At 68.8% G+C, this 15,976-nt stretch carries 17 protein-coding genes; 13 read left to right on the top strand and 4 right to left on the bottom strand.

Annotated features, from left to right (window positions below):
• Positions 1–36 precede the first annotated feature (36 nt).
• Together KXD98_RS23615 and KXD98_RS23610 are read left to right on the top strand one after the other, a co-directional pair.
• On the top strand, positions 37–1,065 hold the full coding sequence (locus tag KXD98_RS23615) for a TerC family protein (RefSeq protein ID WP_260760759.1): 1,029 nt from the start codon (positions 37–39) through the stop codon (positions 1,063–1,065).
• A 59-nt stretch (positions 1,066–1,124) separates the two neighbouring features.
• Complete coding sequence (locus KXD98_RS23610; RefSeq protein ID WP_260760758.1) at positions 1,125–1,526, top strand: hypothetical protein; 402 nt, start codon at positions 1,125–1,127, stop codon at positions 1,524–1,526.
• A gap of 2 nt (positions 1,527–1,528) precedes the next feature.
• Here KXD98_RS23610 and KXD98_RS23605 read toward each other — a convergent pair whose 3' ends face one another.
• Together KXD98_RS23605 and KXD98_RS23600 are read right to left on the bottom strand one after the other, a co-directional pair.
• The gene (locus KXD98_RS23605; RefSeq protein ID WP_260760757.1) at positions 1,529–2,050 is read right to left on the bottom strand and encodes a 2-oxo-4-hydroxy-4-carboxy-5-ureidoimidazoline decarboxylase; all 522 of its coding nucleotides are present in this window, start codon (positions 2,048–2,050) and stop codon (positions 1,529–1,531) included.
• Positions 2,051–2,122: 72 nt separating this feature from the next.
• Positions 2,123–2,611, bottom strand: coding sequence for an inorganic diphosphatase (locus KXD98_RS23600; protein ID WP_260760756.1), 489 nt, complete (start codon positions 2,609–2,611; stop codon positions 2,123–2,125).
• Between the two features lie 98 nt (positions 2,612–2,709).
• Between KXD98_RS23600 and dacB the strand changes: the two genes are divergently transcribed.
• From dacB to KXD98_RS23575, 5 genes are read left to right on the top strand one after another with little or no spacing between them, the layout of a single operon-like run.
• On the top strand, positions 2,710–4,080 hold the full coding sequence (gene dacB, locus KXD98_RS23595; RefSeq protein ID WP_260760755.1) for a D-alanyl-D-alanine carboxypeptidase/D-alanyl-D-alanine-endopeptidase: 1,371 nt from the start codon (positions 2,710–2,712) through the stop codon (positions 4,078–4,080).
• Positions 4,077–5,141: a zinc-dependent metalloprotease gene (locus tag KXD98_RS23590; RefSeq protein ID WP_260760754.1), complete on the top strand. Its 1,065-nt coding sequence runs from the start codon at positions 4,077–4,079 to the stop codon at positions 5,139–5,141. Before dacB ends, KXD98_RS23590 begins: the two co-directional genes overlap by 4 nt.
• Positions 5,120–6,076, top strand: coding sequence for a tRNA lysidine(34) synthetase TilS (tilS, locus tag KXD98_RS23585; RefSeq protein WP_260760753.1), 957 nt, complete (start codon positions 5,120–5,122; stop codon positions 6,074–6,076). The genes KXD98_RS23590 and tilS overlap by 22 nt, the downstream gene beginning before the upstream one ends.
• Positions 6,077–6,128: 52 nt before the next feature.
• Positions 6,129–6,695, top strand: coding sequence for a hypoxanthine phosphoribosyltransferase (hpt, locus tag KXD98_RS23580; protein WP_260765378.1), 567 nt, complete (start codon positions 6,129–6,131; stop codon positions 6,693–6,695).
• 18 nt (positions 6,696–6,713) lie between these two features.
• Positions 6,714–8,933, top strand: a complete 2,220-nt coding sequence (locus KXD98_RS23575) for a molybdopterin-dependent oxidoreductase (protein ID WP_260760752.1) — start codon at positions 6,714–6,716, stop codon at positions 8,931–8,933.
• On the opposite strand, the gene KXD98_RS23570 is transcribed toward KXD98_RS23575, so the two are convergent.
• A complete protein-coding gene (locus tag KXD98_RS23570) occupies positions 8,934–9,662 on the bottom strand; it encodes an SIMPL domain-containing protein (protein WP_260760751.1) in 729 nt (242 codons plus the stop codon).
• Between the two features lie 13 nt (positions 9,663–9,675).
• Entirely contained in the window at positions 9,676–10,620 is a 945-nt protein-coding gene (locus KXD98_RS23565) for an alpha/beta fold hydrolase (RefSeq protein ID WP_260765376.1), read from the bottom strand.
• Between the two features lie 161 nt (positions 10,621–10,781).
• Between KXD98_RS23565 and ftsH the strand changes: the two genes are divergently transcribed.
• The 6 genes from ftsH to KXD98_RS23535 are packed head-to-tail and all read left to right on the top strand — an operon-like array spanning position 10,782 to position 15,952.
• Complete coding sequence (gene ftsH / locus KXD98_RS23560; RefSeq protein WP_260760750.1) at positions 10,782–13,118, top strand: ATP-dependent zinc metalloprotease FtsH; 2,337 nt, start codon at positions 10,782–10,784, stop codon at positions 13,116–13,118.
• 28 nt (positions 13,119–13,146) lie between these two features.
• Positions 13,147–13,755: a GTP cyclohydrolase I FolE gene (folE, locus tag KXD98_RS23555; protein ID WP_260760749.1), complete on the top strand. Its 609-nt coding sequence runs from the start codon at positions 13,147–13,149 to the stop codon at positions 13,753–13,755.
• The gene (gene folP, locus KXD98_RS23550; protein WP_396881923.1) at positions 13,752–14,582 is read left to right on the top strand and encodes a dihydropteroate synthase; all 831 of its coding nucleotides are present in this window, start codon (positions 13,752–13,754) and stop codon (positions 14,580–14,582) included. Before folE ends, folP begins: the two co-directional genes overlap by 4 nt.
• Complete coding sequence (gene folB / locus KXD98_RS23545; protein WP_260760748.1) at positions 14,575–14,961, top strand: dihydroneopterin aldolase; 387 nt, start codon at positions 14,575–14,577, stop codon at positions 14,959–14,961. The genes folP and folB overlap by 8 nt, the downstream gene beginning before the upstream one ends.
• Positions 14,958–15,476 carry a 2-amino-4-hydroxy-6-hydroxymethyldihydropteridine diphosphokinase gene (gene folK, locus KXD98_RS23540; protein ID WP_260760747.1) on the top strand — a complete coding sequence of 173 codons (519 nt, stop codon included), beginning with the start codon at positions 14,958–14,960 and terminating at the stop codon, positions 15,474–15,476. The genes folB and folK overlap by 4 nt, the downstream gene beginning before the upstream one ends.
• The gene (locus KXD98_RS23535; protein WP_260760746.1) at positions 15,476–15,952 is read left to right on the top strand and encodes a DUF3180 domain-containing protein; all 477 of its coding nucleotides are present in this window, start codon (positions 15,476–15,478) and stop codon (positions 15,950–15,952) included. The genes folK and KXD98_RS23535 overlap by 1 nt, the downstream gene beginning before the upstream one ends.
• Positions 15,953–15,976 lie beyond the last annotated feature (24 nt).

The raw sequence follows: 15,976 nt of genomic DNA, 5'->3' as shown, positions 1-15,976 counted from the left end.
AACAGACCTCTGGCGTAATACACGACCGGAGGTTTCATGAACGTCAGTGGGCTGGAGTGGGCGATCACGCTCACGGTGACGATGGCGATCCTGCTTTTCGATGTCATCGTGATCGGACGGCGTCCGCACGAACCGTCGCGCCGGGAAACCGGAACAGCGCTGAGCATCTATGTCGGTTTGGCCGTCGCATTCGGCTTGTGGATCTGGTTCTTCCACGGCAGCCAGTACGGCGTGGAGTTCTACGCAGGCTGGCTCACCGAGTACAGCCTGTCGGTGGACAACCTGTTCATCTTCTTGATCATCATGGCCAGCTTCAAGGTGCCCCGGATCTACCAGCAGCAGGCGTTGCTGGTCGGCATCATCCTGGCGCTGGTGTTCCGTGGGATCTTCATCGCCCTGGGTGCTGTGGCCATCGAGCAGTTCTCGTGGGTGTTCTACCTGTTCGGCGCGTTTCTGGTGTACACGGCGATCAAGCTGGTCCGCGACACCGACCACGACGACGACGCCGACAACGCGGTGGTGCGGTTCGCGCAGAAGCGGTTGAACTTCACCGACACCTGGGACGGTCTCAAACTCTGGGTGCGCGATCACCGCGGGGCCAGGTTGATGACGCCGATGTTCCTGGTCATCATCGCGCTGGGCACCACCGATCTGCTGTTCGCGCTGGACTCCATTCCGGCGATCTACGGCCTGACCCGCGAGCCCTATCTGGTGTTCACCGCCAACGTGTTCGCGCTGATGGGGCTGCGCCAGCTGTACTTCCTGCTCGGTGACCTGCTCAAGCGTTTGGTGTACCTGTCGCAGGGGCTGGCGTTCATCCTCGGCTTCATCGGCATCAAGCTGTTGCTGCACGCGCTGCATGAGAACGAGCTGCCGTTCATCAACGGCGGCCGGCACGTGCCGGTCCCGGAGATCCCGACCCTGGCCAGCCTCGGTGTCATCGTCGTCACGCTGCTGATCACCACTGTGGCCAGCTTGTACAAGACCCGGGTGCACGATGTTCGCAACGGCGGTAAGCCCGAACCCGAACCCGAGCCCGCGCAGGACGCCGGACCCCTGCGGTGATTCGCTCGCGCTGATCGCAACGCTGGTCGGCGCCTGCGGCACCCGGTTAGCGTCGCCGGGTGCGGCTTTTCGTGGCGGATGACACCGGATCACGCGAGCTGACCGACGGCGATCGGAAGCAGCCGATCGCCCGGGTCAGCGCCCCTGATTTGCAGCAGGCGCAGCGGATGCGCCAGCGCATCCACGCCCGCTCGGACGGGGCGGCGGCGATCCTCGACATCGTCGTGGCCATCGCCGCTGACTTCCGGACGGCGCGCCGGGCGCTCGGACCGGTCGGCGCGAACACCGTGCACTACGCCGGCACGGTCGCCGGCCTACTCGGGTTGATCTCGGACATCGCGTCGGCCGGGGTGGCCGACGGTGTTACGCTGATCGCCGGGTCACCGACTCAGGACGTGACGGCACTGGGGCGTGAGGTGCTCGGTCGGCTGCACGAGCACCGGCCCGCGCACGCCAGCTGAGCTCACCAGTTGTCGTAGCCGCCCTCTGGGCCCAGCATCCGCTCCAGCCGGGTGCGGTTGATGCGCGCGAGCTCGTTGCGCACCACCTTGCGTTCGGTGTCGTGGTCGTTGTGCATCCGGTCGCGGGCGGCGGCCAGCACCTCGTCGGCGCAGAACCCGTTGACGAACATGACAAACCCGAAACCGAAGTGCGCCAGGTATTCCTTCGACGCGGCGGTCAGCTCGGCCATCACTTCGGGACGCTCGTCGATGATGGCGCATTGTTCGGCCGCCGACTTCTCGCTGCCGGGCCGCCGCCCGATGTCGGGATAGGCCTGCAGGATCGAGTCGATCGATTCCTCGCTCAGCCCGAACAGCAGCGCATCAGCGCAGCGGAACAACTGTTCGTGGTCGTCGAAGGGACGCTGGCGCGCCAGGTCGGCGGCCAGCGGCACGCTGTAGCAGCACTCGAAGACGCAGTGCACGGCCCGGCGCAACGGCACGGCGTTGAACGCGTCGAGGCCGATCCCCTGATGCAGCAACATTCCGTCATGATCGGACCGCCATACGGCACCGACGTTACGTCGTGTTACGTGTGTGCAAATTCAGTGGAATCGCTAGTGGCCGCCGGACGTCTTGTACCGCTCGATCGACCGGTTGACCTCGGCCTCGGCCTCGGCACGGCCCACCCAGTCGGCGGCTTTGACGAACTTGCCCGGCTCGAGGTCCTTGTAATGCACGAAGAAGTGCTTGATCGCATCCAGCTCGAACTCGGAGACGTCGCCGATGTCGGTGATGTGGTCCCAACGCGGGTCGGCCAGCACGCAGAGCACCTTGTCGTCGCCACCGGCCTCATCGGTCATCCGGAACATGCCGACCGGGCGCGCCTCGACGATGCAGCCCGGGAACACCGGCTCGGGCAGCAGCACCAGCGCATCCAGCGGGTCACCGTCTTCGCCGAGGGTGTCTTCGATGTAGCCGTAGTCGGTGGGATAGCCGAACGACGTGAACAGGTAGCGGTCCAGCTTCACCTTGCCGGTGTCGTGGTCCACCTCGTACTTGTTGCGCGATCCCTTCGGGATCTCGATGAGGACGTCGAACTGCACCGCCGCGACTCCTTGATTCGATATTGAGCGTTCCACTGGACGTCGGGTCGCCTGCCGACCACGCGGGTCAACCCTAGTCGAGCGATACCCTGCACTACATGCGGCCCACTCGGTGGCGACGTTCCACCTTCGTGATTCTCGGCCTGGCAGTTGTGCTGCTGGTCACCGTGGTCACCGCTGCCTCTGTGCTGGCCGCCCGCCAGTCCGGCGAGCAGATCGCGGTGCCACCCGCGCCGGCCCCGGCGTCTGCGCAGCCCGGAGTCGTCCCGGTGACCGACACGTCGGCCATGCCGACCCGGCGCGGTCTGGCGGCTGCGCTGGCCCCGGTGCTGGCCGACCCGAACCTCGGAATGTTCACCGGCCGTATCGCCGACGCGATGAGCGGCGAGGTGCTCTGGGAGCAGGGGGCGCAGATCCCGATGCAGCCGGCCTCGACGAACAAGACGCTCACCGCCGCGGCGGCGCTGCTGGCCTTGCATCGCGAGGACCGGTTGACCACGCGTGTGATCACTCCGTCGCCGGGCGTCATCGTGCTGGTCGGTGGTGGCGACCCGACATTGTCGGCGGCGCCCCGCGGCGAGGACACCTGGTACCGCGACGCGGCGCGCATCGTCGATCTGGCCGATCAGGTGCGGCGCAGCGGCGTCACCGTCCAGACCGTGCAGGTCGACATCAGCGCCTACCGGGGCCCGTCGATGGCGGTCGGTTGGGACGCCCTGGACATCGACGGCGGCGACATCGCGCCGATCGAGTCGGTGATGCTCGACGGCGGCCGCACCCAGCCGGTCAGCGTCGAGTCCCGCCGGTCCAAGACCCCGGCGCTGGATGCCGGCCGGGCGCTGGCCACGGCGTTGCAGGTGGATCCGCAGACCGTGCGGGTGCTGCCCACGGTGGCGCAGGGCCGCGAGATCGCCTCGGTGCAGTCGCCACCGCTGATGCAGCGGTTACGGGAAATGATGAACTTCTCCGACAACGTGATGGCCGAGTCGATCGGACGCGAGGTCGCCGACGCGTCGGGCAGGCCGCAGAGCTTCGACGGTGCCGCCGAGGCGGTGCTGGCCACGCTGGACAAGGCCGGCATCGACACCACCGGGGCCAGATTGTTCGACTCCAGCGGGCTCTCGGTAGATGACCGGCTGACCGCCGCGACACTCGACGAGGTGAACCAGGCCGCTGCGGGCACCGAGGTGCCCGAGCTTCGGCCGCTGGTCGATCTGCTGCCGATCGCCGGCGGCAGCGGCACGCTGTCCTACCGCTACCACGACACCGATCAGGGGCGCGCCGCGGTCGGATACCTGCGCGCCAAGACCGGGTCACTGACCGGAACCAACTCGTTGGCGGGCATCGTCACCGACTCCGACGGGCGGGTACTGACCTTCGCGCTGCTGTCCAACGATGCCGGACCCACCGGGCGAACCGCGCTGGATGCCTTCGCCGCGACGCTGCGGTCCTGCGGGTGCCGCACGTGAGCGGCTCAGCCCGAGCATCTTTGGCTGTCGGACGTGCCGTCGACTGGGAGCTGGCCGCCACGCTGGGCGGGAAGCTGGCCCGTCCGGAGCCGCCGGCCACCGACTACACCCGTCGGCAGTCGATCGAACAGCTCACCGAGTCCGCCCGGGCGGCCGAGATCCCAGTGCGCGAAGTCACCGGACTCATCGAAGGTGGTGAGATCCCCGAGGCGCGAATCCTCAACCGGCCAGAGTGGATTCGCGCGGCCACCCGTTCGATGAAAGTGATGACCGGGGGCGGTGAGGACGCCGAGGTCAAGCCGCGGATGATCAGTGGCCGGATCGCCGGCGCGCAGACCGCAGCGGTGCTGGCTTTCGTGTCGTCGGGGATTCTGGGCCAGTACGATCCGTTCGCGTCCGGCGGGGGAGCGTTGTTGCTGGTGTATCCCAACGTGATCGCAGTGGAGCGGCAGCTGCGGGTGCGGCCTGCGGATTTCCGGATGTGGGTGTGCCTGCACGAAGTCACCCACCGGGTGCAGTTCCGCGCCAACCCCTGGTTGGCCGATCACATGTCCGATGCGCTGGCGGTGCTGACCGAGGACGCCAGCGACGACCTGACCCAGGTGGTGTCGCGGCTCGGCGAGTACGTGCGCAGTCGAAGCAGTAATTCAGCTGCGGCAGAGCCGGATTCGAAGGGAGTGCTGGGTCTGCTGCGGGCCGTGCAGTCCGAACCGCAGCGCGCGGCGCTCGATTCGCTGCTGGTGCTGGGCACACTGCTGGAGGGCCACGCCGAACACGTGATGGACGCGGTGGGGCCGGCGGTGGTGCCTACGGTGTCCACCATCCGGGCCCGCTTCGACCAGCGTCGCCAGCGCAAACAGTCCCCGCTGCAACGGGTGGTGCGGGCGCTGCTGGGCATCGACGCGAAGATGAGCCAATACACCCGTGGCAAGGCCTTCGTCGACGAGGTCGTCGGCAAGGTCGGGATGACGCGGTTCAACGCCGTGTGGACCGATGCCCAGACTTTGCCGCGCCCCGCCGAGATCGACGAGCCGCAGCGATGGATCGACCGGGTGCTGTAGCGCAGGTGCGCGATGCGGTCGCGCGGTTCGCGCGCGATCGTCGACTCGACCCGGGTCCGTGGTGCGTCGCGCTGTCCGGCGGCGCGGACTCACTGGCACTGACGGTGGCCGCGGCTGGTGTGCGGCCCACCACCGCACTGATCGTCGACCACGGCCTGCAGCCGGGTTCAGCGACCGTCGCCGCGACCGCGCACAGCCAAGCCGTCGAAGCTGGATGCGTTGCGGCACAGATCATCACAGTGCAGGTCGGCGAACGGGGCGGTCCCGAAGCGGCTGCCCGGACCGCGCGCTACGACGCACTCGATCGGGCTCGCGCGGGCCGGCCCGTGCTGCTGGCGCACACCCTCGACGACCAGGCCGAGACGGTGCTGCTCGGACTGGGTCGCGGTTCGGGTGCCCGCTCGATCGCCGGGATGCGCCCGCTGGATCCGCCGTGGTGTCGGCCGTTGCTGGGGGTACGCCGCGCGCTGACGCGCACCGCATGCACCGAGGCCGGGTTGACCCCGTGGGACGACCCGCACAACAGCGATCCGCGCTACACCCGGGTGCGATTGCGCACCGAGGTGCTGCCGCTGCTCGAGGACGTGCTGGCCGGCGGGGTCGCGGAGGCACTGGCCCGCACCGCCACCGCGCTGCGCGAGGACAACGATGCACTCGACGCGATCGCGGGGACCGCCCTGGCCGACCTCGGCCGGCACCCGGACGTGGCGGCGCTGGCCGCGCTGCCCGGAGCGGTACGGCGCCGGGTGCTGCGCGGATGGCTGTTGTCCTACGGCGCCAGCGGATTGACCGACAAGCACATCCGGGCCGTCGAGGAGCTGATCACCGGATGGCGTGGCCAGGGCGCGGTGGCTGTGCCCGGCGGTGGCCCTCGGCAACGACTGTTCGCCGGCCGGCAGGGCGCGACGCTAGGGCTGCACACCGAGCCTGTCTGAGGCCCCGACCCGCCCCGGCTACGCTGTGGACGTGCCTGCGCCTGCTGCGGAAATGTATCCCGGGGACATCAAGTCGGTTTTGCTGTCCGAAGAGCAGATTCGCACGAAAACCGCCGAACTCGCCGTGCAGATCGCCGACGAATACCGCGCCGCGGTCAACGATGACGGCGGTCAGGACCTGCTGCTGATCACCGTCCTCAAGGGCGCGGTCATGTTCGTCACCGATCTGGCGCGCGCCATCCCGCTGCCGACGCAACTGGAGTTCATGGCGGTCAGCTCCTACGGGTCGTCGACGTCGTCGTCGGGGGTGGTACGCATCCTCAAAGACCTCGACCGCGACATCAGTGACCGCGACGTGTTGATCGTCGAGGACATCGTCGACTCCGGCCTGACGCTGTCGTGGCTGCTGCGCAATCTGGCGACCCGCAATCCGCGCTCGCTGCGCGTATGCACTCTGCTGCGCAAGCCCGAAGCGGTGCGCGCCGACGTCGACATCACCTATGTCGGCTTCGACATCCCCAACGAGTTCGTCGTCGGTTACGGCCTCGATTACGCCGAGCGCTACCGCGACCTGCCGTTCATCGGCACCCTCGAGCCCAAGGTGTACGAACACGGCTGACGGGCGCAGAATGCGGTCATGGTCGCTACTGCGCTGAGGATCTGTCCGCTGTGTGAAGCGACGTGTGGGCTGTCGTTGACGGTCCAGGACGGCCGGGTCACCGCCGCCCGCGGTGACCGCGACGACGTGTTCAGCGCCGGCTTCATCTGTCCGAAGGGGGCGAGCTTTCCCGAGCTCGACAACGATCCCGACCGGTTGAGAGCCCCGCTGGTGCGGCGTGGCGGCGTGCTCACCGAGGTGGGTTGGGACGAAGCATTCGCCGCGGTCGCCACCGGCCTGGGCGCTGTCGTCGCCGAGCACGGCGGCACCTCGGTCGGGGTCTACCTGGGCAATCCGAACGCCCACACCGTCGCCGGCGGACTCTACGCCCCGCTGGTGGTCAAGGCGCTGGGCACCCGGCAGCTGTTCTCGGCCAGCACGCTGGATCAGATGCCCAAGCACGTGGCGCTGGGTCTGATGTTCGGCAATCCGGTCGCGTTCACCGTCCCCGACCTGGACCGCACCGACTACCTGGTGGTGATCGGCGCCAATCCGCTGGTCTCCAACGGCAGCGTGACCACCGCGCCCGACTTTCCCGGCAAGCTGCGCGCGCTGCGCAAGCGGGGTGGCCGGCTGGTTGTCATCGACCCGGCCCGCACCCGGACCGCCGAGATCGCCGACCGGCACCTGGCCCCGCGTCCGGGCACCGACGCTGCGCTGTTGCTGGGGGTGGTGCACACGCTGTTCGACGAGGACCTCGTGCAGCTCGGCGCGGTCGCCGAGCAGGTCAACGGTGTCGAGCGGGTGCGAATGCTGGCTGCCGACTTCGCCCCCGCGGGGGTGGCCGATTACTGCGGCGTGCCCGCTGCCGAGATCCGGTCGTTGGCCCGCGAGATCGCCGCGGCGCCGTCGGCTGCGGTGTATGGCCGGATCGGGACGTCCACGGTCGAATTCGGCACTCTGGGCAGTTGGCTGGTCGACGTGGTGAACGTCCTGACCGGAAACCTCGACCGGCCCGGCGGGGTGATGTTCCCGCTGTCGCCGGTCGCGCCGGCGCCCCGGCCACCCAAACCCGGGCGCGGTTTCGTGACCGGGCGCTGGCACAGCCGCGTCTCGGGTTATCCCGAAGCGCTGTCGGAGTTTCCGGCCGCGGCGCTGGCCGAGGAGATCGAAACCCCCGGCGAGGGACAGATCAGGGCGGTCGTCACCATCGCGGGCAATCCGGTGCTGTCCGCGCCCGACGGCGAGCGCCTCGACCGGGCGCTGGCCGGCCTGGACTTCATGCTCAGCGTCGACCCCTACCTCAACGAGACGACCCGGCACGCCGACGTCATCCTGCCCCCGCCTCCGCCGTCGCGCGCCGCCCATTTCGATCTGGCGCTCAACGGCCTGGCGGTGCGCAACAACGCCCGCTACTCGCCGCCGGTGCTGCCGCCGTCCGGTCGGCCCGACGAGGCCGAGCTGTTGTCGCGTATCGCGCTGATCCTCTCCGGGGTCGGCGCCGACGGTGATCCGGCGCTGGTCGATGATCAGGTCATCGCGTCGACACTGGCCAAGGAGACCGCCGACCCGCACTCACCGGTGGCCGGTCGGTCGGTCGACGAGCTGACCGCGATGCTGGAACCGGGGCCCGGGTACGAGCGTCGCCTCGACATGATGCTGCGGCTCGGTGCCTACGGTGACGCGTTCGGCGCCCGGCCGGACGGGTTGACGTTGGCCATGCTCAAAGCCGCACCGCACGGCATCGACCTGGGCCCGCTACAGCCGCGCGTGACCGAGGTGCTGCGAACCCCCTCCGGCCGAATCGAACTCGCGCCCGATCCGCTGATCGCCGACGCGGCACGGTTGCGCGAGGCGCTGGACCGGCGCACCGATGGGTTCGTGCTGATCGGGCGGCGGCACCTGCGCTCGAACAACAGCTGGATGCACAACCTGCCCGCGCTGGCCGGCGGCACCAACCGGTGCACGCTGCGCATCCACCCCGACGACGCCGCCGAACTGGGCATCAGCGACACCGTCCGGGTGAAGGGCCCGGGCGGAGAGCTGGTGGTGCCCGTGGAACTCGACGACGGGCTGCGCCGCGGTGTGACGTCGCTGCCGCACGGCTGGGGACATGACCGCGACGGGACCGGCCAGCGGGTGGCCGCGGCCGAGCCGGGCGTCAACGCCAATCAGCTCAACGACGGTTCGGTACTGGACCCGCTGTCGGGCACCGCGGTGCTCAACGGCATCCCGGTGCTGCTGGAGCCGGTCAGCTGATCAGGTGAGCTCCCAGACGACGGTCACCGAGAAGCCGACGGTCTGCTGACCGGGTTCCAGCGGCACGGCGGCCTCCAGCGCGCGCGGCGAGCCGGGCATCGGTATCGGCGGGGTCGGGCCGGCGGACTCGGAGATCGAGATCACGTTGCCCAGGTTCAGGCCGGAGAGCTGCGCGTACTGGTCGGCGCGGTCCTGGGCGTCCTCGAAGGCGCGGGTTCGGGCATCGCGGACCAGCTGCGAATCGTCCTCGATGGAGTAGCTGATCGAGTTGACCCGGGCGGCGTTGCCGCCGGTGCTGACCACCAGCCCGATGGCGTCGGACGCCTGTTCGAGGTCGCGGATGGTGATGTTGATCGAGTTGGTGGCGCGGTACGCGGTGATGGTGTTGTCTTCCGGACCGAACTGCGGCTGCAGGCTGGCCTCGGTGGTGGACAGGTCCTGGCGGTCGACGCCCAGTTCGACGAGCGCGTCGATGACCTGCTGGGCGATCTCGTTGGTCTGGTTCATCGCCGCCGTGGCGTCCTGGGCCAGTGACTCCGTCGACGCGCTGACGGTCAGGGTGTCCGGTGTGCCCTGAACCTGCCCGGCCCCGACCACCGTCACCTGCCGGGCATCCGGACCGGGCTGCAGTGTCGGCCCGGACTGCGCGTCGCAGGCGGTCAGGGCGGCGGCCAGTAGTCCGGCGGCGGCGATGAGCCAGGCTTTGTTCGCGGGCGCTGCGATCGGCATGCCAGCACACTAGTCACCGCGCCGGCACCTGCGAGAGGAACTCGATGAGCAGGCGTGTCACGTCCTGCGGGCGTTCCTCGGGGAGCCAATGCCCGGCGCCGTCGATCATCACCTCCCGGTAGTCGCCGGTGACGACCTCACGCACCCGGTCGCGCGGTGTGTAGGACAACGTGACGTCGGCCGTGCCGCCGATGAACAGCGCGGGGACCTCGATGGTCTTGGCGGGCGGGTCGGCGGTCACCTCCCAGTTGCGGTCGAAGCAGCGGTACCAGTTCAGCGGCGCGGTGAATCCACCTCGGGTGAACTCGTCGACATAGACGCCGAAGTCGCGCTCGGACAGCCAGTCGGGCAGCCGGCCCGGCTCGGGGATGCGGCCGAGCAGACCGTCGCCGTCGCGGGCCGGGACCGTGGTCGCGGGGGCGCCGTCGGCCATGGCGAACAGTCGGCGAAATGTGGTGGCCGGGTCGTGGTTGAGCTCGGCGTCGGCGGGCCCCGGCTGCTGGAAGTACAGGATGTAGAAGAAATCGTCGCCGAAGATGCGTCGGAACGCCTGGGTGGTCGGAATCCTCGGTCGCGGCACCGGCGGCAGGCTCAGACCCGCCACCGCGCGGAAGCGGTGCGGCGCCAGCAGCGGCGCCGCCCAGGCCACCACCGCCCCGAAGTCGTGGCCCACCAGCACCGCCGTCTCGGCGCCAGCGCCGACCTCCGAGTCGAGCAGCCCGACGATATCGGCGGTCAGCTCGTCTACCGAGTAGGCCGTGATGGCCTCGGGCTTATCTGATCCACCGTAACCGCGCTGGTCAGGGGCCAGGACGTGGTAGCCCGCGGCCGCCAGCGCGTCGATCTGATGGCGCCAGGTGAACGCCAGTTCGGGGAACCCGTGGCAGAGCACCACCACCGGGGCTCCGCGCTGGCCGGCCTCGGTCACCCGCAACCTGACACCGTTGGTCTGCACCATCGTGGACCGCACGACCCCACTCAACCAGCTCGGCTGAACCGTCGGGAACTCCGCAACGTTGGTCTAGCGGTAGCCTTGACTATTCCAGCTGCGCAGATTGGAAGGATTTGTTGGCGGGGTCCACTCGCCGGCTGTACACATCGGATGAACCGCACTCACTCATGAATCGCAAAAATGTGATCCGCACGCTCACGGTGATCGCCGTGGTGTTGTTGCTCGGTTGGTCTTTCTTCTACTTCAGCGACGACACCCGCGGGTACCACCCGGTCGACACGTCGGTCGCGGTGGCCCAGATCACCGGAGACAACGTCGACAGCGCCCAGATCGACGACCGGGAACAACAGCTGCGGCTGGACCTCAAGAACGGCACCGAGGACACCGACGACAGCACCCAGATCATCACCAAATACCCGACCGGGTACGGGGTGACGCTGTTCGAGGAGCTGCAGGCCAAGGACGCCAAGATCAACACGGTGGTCAACCAGAGCAGCATGCTCGGCACCCTGCTGATCTACATGCTCCCACTGCTGCTGCTCGTCGCGCTGTTCGTGATGTTCACCCGGATGCAGTCCGGCGGCCGGATGGGCTTCGGGTTCGGCAAGTCCAAGGCCAAGCAGCTCTCCAAGGACATGCCCAAGACCACCTTCGCCGACGTTGCGGGTGTCGACGAGGCGGTCGAGGAGCTCTACGAGATCAAGGACTTTCTGCAGAACCCGACCCGGTATCAGGCGCTGGGCGCCAAGATCCCGCGCGGCGTGCTGCTCTACGGTCCGCCCGGCACCGGCAAGACGCTGTTGGCCCGTGCGGTGGCCGGTGAGGCCGGGGTGCCGTTCTTCACGATTTCCGGTTCGGACTTCGTCGAGATGTTCGTCGGTGTCGGCGCTTCCCGGGTGCGCGACATGTTCGAGCAGGCCAAGCAGAACAGCCCGTGCATCATCTTCGTCGACGAGATCGACGCGGTCGGCCGCCAACGTGGTGCCGGCATGGGCGGCGGCCATGACGAACGCGAGCAGACCCTCAATCAGTTGTTGGTGGAGATGGACGGCTTCGGCGACCGCCAGGGCGTCATCCTCATCGCGGCGACCAACCGGCCCGACATCCTCGACCCGGCGCTGTTGCGCCCGGGCCGCTTCGACCGCCAGATCCCGGTCTCCAGCCCCGATCTGGCTGGTCGGCGCGCGGTGCTGCGGGTGCATTCGCAGGGCAAGCCGATCGCGCCGGACGCCGACCTCGACGGCCTGGCCAAGCGCACGGTGGGCATGTCGGGCGCCGACCTGTCCAACGTCATCAACGAGGCCGCGCTGCTGACCGCTCGCGAGAACGGCACCGTCATCACCAACGCTGCGCTCGAGGAAGCCGTCGACCGGGTGGTCGGCGGGCCACGCCGAAAGAGCCGCATCATCAGCGAGCAGGAAAAGAAGATCACCGCCTATCACGAGGGCGGCCACACCCTGGCCGCCTGGGCGATGCCCGACATCGAGCCGATCTACAAGGTGACGATTTTGGCCCGCGGCCGTACCGGCGGGCACGCGGTGGCCGTCCCCGAGGACGACAAGGGCCTGATGACCCGCTCGGAGATGATCGCCCGACTGGTCTTCGCGATGGGTGGACGTGCCGCCGAGGAACTGGTGTTCCGCGAGCCCACCACCGGCGCGGTGTCCGATATCGAGCAAGCCACCAAGATCGCCCGCGCGATGGTCACCGAATACGGCATGAGCTCCAAGCTCGGCGCGGTGCGTTACGGCACCGAACACGGTGACCCGTTCCTGGGTCGCACGATGGGCACCCAGGCCGATTACAGCCACGAAGTCGCCCGCGACATCGACGACGAGATCCGCAAGCTGATCGAGGCCGCCCACACCGAGGCGTGGGAGATCCTGACCGAGTACCGCGACGTGCTCGACACGCTGGCCGGTCAGCTCCTGGAAAAGGAGACGCTGCACCGCAACGAGCTCGAGGCGATCTTCTCCGAGGTCAAGAAGCGGCCACGGTTGACCATGTTCGACGACTTCGGTGGCCGGATCCCGTCGGACAAGCCGCCCATCAAGACACCGGGCGAGCTGGCCATCGAGCGTGGCGAACCCTGGCCCAAACCGGTGCCCGAGCCGGCGTTCAAGACCGCGATTGCACAGGCATCACAAGCCGCCGGCGAGACGAGCGGAACGAACGGCACCCATGCCGGCACCAATGGCGCCCCGGCCGGCCCGACCCAGCCCGATTACGGCGCTCCGGCCGGCTGGCATGCACCGGGGTGGCCGCCGCCACCGCAGAATCAGCAGCCCCAGCCGCATCCTCAGCAGCAACAGCCACAACACCAGCCGCAGCATCAGCAGCCGCCGGGGTACTGGTATCCGCCGTCGGGGTGGCAGGGTGCGCCGGCACCGTACTATCCGCCCTACCAGCCGCATCCGCATCCCGGTCAGCAGGAGCAGGGCCAAGAAAACGGTCGAGACAACGGTCGGGACAACGGACGTAACGACGCGCCTCGCCGGGACTGAGCCGGCCGACAATTGAATGGAGACTTCGATGACGCGGTCGCGCAACAACTCGGCCACGATCACCACGCCGGTGTTCGACCAGGCCCGCGCTGAGGCTGCCGTGCGGGAACTGCTGATCGCGGTCGGCGAGGATCCCGACCGGGAGGGTTTGATCGACACCCCCGCCCGGGTGGCCCGCGCGTACCGCGAGATCTTCGCAGGTCTCTACACCAACCCCGACGATGTCCTCAAGACGATGTTCGACGAACAGCACGATGAGCTGGTGCTGGTCAAAGACATCCCGATGTACTCGACCTGCGAGCACCACCTGGTGTCGTTCCACGGCGTGGCCCATGTCGGCTACATCCCCGGCCAGGATGGCCGGGTGACCGGGCTCTCGAAGCTGGCCCGGGTGGTTGACCTGTACGCCAAACGTCCCCAGGTGCAGGAGCGACTGACCGCACAGGTGGCCGACGCGCTGATGCGCCGGCTCAACCCGCGTGGGGTCATCGTGGTCGTCGAGGCCGAACACCTGTGCATGGCGATGCGCGGTATCCGCAAGCCCGGCGCGGTCACCACCACCTCGGCGGTGCGCGGACAGTTCAAGACGGACAAGGCATCCCGCGCCGAAGCTCTGGACCTGATCCTTCGCAAGTGAATCCAGCCGTGCAGGTGATGGGCGTGGTCAACGTCACCGATGATTCGTTCTCCGACGGCGGCCTGTTTCTCGATCGCGACCGCGCGATCGAACACGGCATGACCTTGGCCGCCCAGGGTGCGGCCATCGTCGACGTGGGCGGCGAATCCACCCGCCCGGGGGCGGTGCGGGTGGACCCCGACGTCGAGACCTCACGAGTACTGCCGGTGGTCAAAGAGCTTGCCCAGCAATCGATCACCATCAGCATCGACACCATGCACGCGAAGGTCGCCGCCGCGGCCGTGCAGAACGGCGCCTCCATCGTCAACGACGTATCCGGTGGCAGAGCCGACCCGGACATGGTGCGGGTGGTCGCCGAGGCCGATGTGCCCTGGGTGCTGATGCACTGGCGATCGGTGGGCCAGGATCAACCGCACGCCGTGCCTGCCTATGGCGACGTGGTCGCCGAGGTGCGGGCTGAACTGATGGCCGGGGTGGACGCGGCCGTACAGGCCGGTGTGGACCCGGCCAAGCTGATCATCGATCCGGGCCTGGGTTTCGCCAAGACCGCGCAACACAATTGGGCGCTGCTGTCGGCGCTGCCGGAGTTCGTCGCGACCGGCATCCCGGTTCTGGTCGGGGCATCGCGCAAACGCTTTCTCGGCACGCTGCTGGCCGATCGGGACGGCACACCCCGCCCGCCGGACGGCCGTGAGACCGCCACCGCGGTGATCTCGGCGTTGGCCGGATGGCACGGCGCCTGGGGGGTGCGGGTACACGACGTGCCGGCCTCGGTCGACGCGCTGGCGGTGGTGTCGGCCTGGCAGCAGGCGGGCTCGCATGACTGACCGGATCGAGTTGCGCGGGCTTCGGGTACGCGGCTTTCACGGGGTCTATGACCACGAGCGCCGCGACGGCCAGGACTTCGTCGTCGACATCACGGTGTGGATGGACCTGCGGCCCGCCGCCGCCAGCGACGAGCTGGCCGACACGCTGGACTACGGGGCGCTGGCCCAGCGGGCCGCCGACGTGGTGGCCGGAGCGCCTCGCCAGCTCATCGAGACGGTGGCCGCCGAGATCGCCGACGGCGTGATGTCCGACGGGCGGGTGCACGCCACCGAGGTGGTGGTCCACAAACCCGCCGCGCCGATCCCGTTGGAGTTCGCCGATGTCGCCGTGGTGGCGCGCCGGTCGCGCCGCGGTGGGGCAGGGGTGCAGCCGGGGTGACCTGCACAGTGCTCTCGATCGGGTCGAACCTCGGGGACCGCTTGACCCATCTGCAGTCGGTGCTCGACGCCCTCGGTGCCACCGTGACCGCGGTGTCGCCGGTGTACGAGACCGCCGCCTGGGGCGGCGTGGAGCAGGGGCCGTTCCTCAACGCTGTCGTGCTGGCCGAGGACCCGACGCGCGACGCGCACGGCTGGCTGCGGCGCGCGCACCAGATCGAGGACGCGGCGCAGCGGGTGCGTACCCAGCACTGGGGTCCGCGCACGCTCGACGTGGACCTGGTGCAGGTGCGAGCCAACGGCACCGAGGTGATCGTCGACGATGACGTACTGACCGTGCCGCACCCATACGCCCACCAGCGTGCCTTCGTGCTGGTGCCGTGGCTGACCGTGGAGCCAGGCGCGGTTCTGACCCGCGCCGGTTGTCAGGTCGGGGTGGCCGCGCTGCTGAATGACCTGGACCCGGCCGAACGCGATGGGGTGCGCGAAACCGGCCTGAAGCTGGTGACCGGCTGATGGGCGCCACGCGGGTGCGCGACCTCGCCGCTGCGGTGGCTGCCACCGCAGTGCTCGGCTACCTGCTGGTGCGGATCATCTACCGCTGGTTCCCACCGATCACGGTGTGGACCGGGGTGTCGCTGCTCGGCGTCGCGGTGGCCGTTGCCGGGTGGGGCTTCTACGTGCGTGCCCGGATTCGTGACGGCGAGATCGGCCTCGGGGTCAACCGGCTGCATCCGCTGGCGGTGGCGCGTTCGGTGGTGATCGCCAAAGCGTGCGCGTGGATGGGCAGTGTGGTCCTGGGTTGGTGGTTCGGGGTGGCGGTCTACCTGCTCCCGCGCCGCAGCGGTCTGCGGGTGGCCGCAGCGGATTTCCCGGGCGTCGTGGTGGCCGGGTTGTGCGCGCTGACGCTGGTCATCGCGGCGCTGTGGCTTCAGCATTGCTGCAAGTCTCCCGACGACGCGTCGCCCGATGCCGATGCGGCCTCGGGCTGACATGCGTCGGTCGAATCGCCGCCG

This window comes from Mycobacterium sp. SMC-4, assembly GCF_025263265.1.
GTDB lineage: Bacteria > Actinomycetota > Actinomycetes > Mycobacteriales > Mycobacteriaceae > Mycobacterium.
This window is presented reverse-complemented; position numbering and strand designations above follow the sequence as displayed.

Excerpts from the sequence above, each read along its gene's own strand:
- KXD98_RS23615 (WP_260760759.1), top strand. The coding sequence starts at position 37 with ATGAACGTCAGTGGGCTGGAGTGGGCGATCACGCTCACGGTGACGATG.
- KXD98_RS23605 (WP_260760757.1), bottom strand. The coding sequence starts at position 2,050 with ATGTTGCTGCATCAGGGGATCGGCCTCGACGCGTTCAACGCCGTGCCG.
- dacB (WP_260760755.1), top strand. The coding sequence starts at position 2,710 with ATGCGGCCCACTCGGTGGCGACGTTCCACCTTCGTGATTCTCGGCCTG.
- tilS (WP_260760753.1), top strand. The coding sequence starts at position 5,120 with ATGGATCGACCGGGTGCTGTAGCGCAGGTGCGCGATGCGGTCGCGCGG.
- hpt (WP_260765378.1), top strand. The coding sequence starts at position 6,129 with ATGTATCCCGGGGACATCAAGTCGGTTTTGCTGTCCGAAGAGCAGATT.
- KXD98_RS23575 (WP_260760752.1), top strand. The coding sequence starts at position 6,714 with ATGGTCGCTACTGCGCTGAGGATCTGTCCGCTGTGTGAAGCGACGTGT.
- KXD98_RS23570 (WP_260760751.1), bottom strand. The coding sequence starts at position 9,662 with ATGCCGATCGCAGCGCCCGCGAACAAAGCCTGGCTCATCGCCGCCGCC.
- KXD98_RS23565 (WP_260765376.1), bottom strand. The coding sequence starts at position 10,620 with ATGGTGCAGACCAACGGTGTCAGGTTGCGGGTGACCGAGGCCGGCCAG.
- ftsH (WP_260760750.1), top strand. The coding sequence starts at position 10,782 with ATGAATCGCAAAAATGTGATCCGCACGCTCACGGTGATCGCCGTGGTG.
- folE (WP_260760749.1), top strand. The coding sequence starts at position 13,147 with ATGACGCGGTCGCGCAACAACTCGGCCACGATCACCACGCCGGTGTTC.
- folB (WP_260760748.1), top strand. The coding sequence starts at position 14,575 with ATGACTGACCGGATCGAGTTGCGCGGGCTTCGGGTACGCGGCTTTCAC.
- KXD98_RS23535 (WP_260760746.1), top strand. The coding sequence starts at position 15,476 with ATGGGCGCCACGCGGGTGCGCGACCTCGCCGCTGCGGTGGCTGCCACC.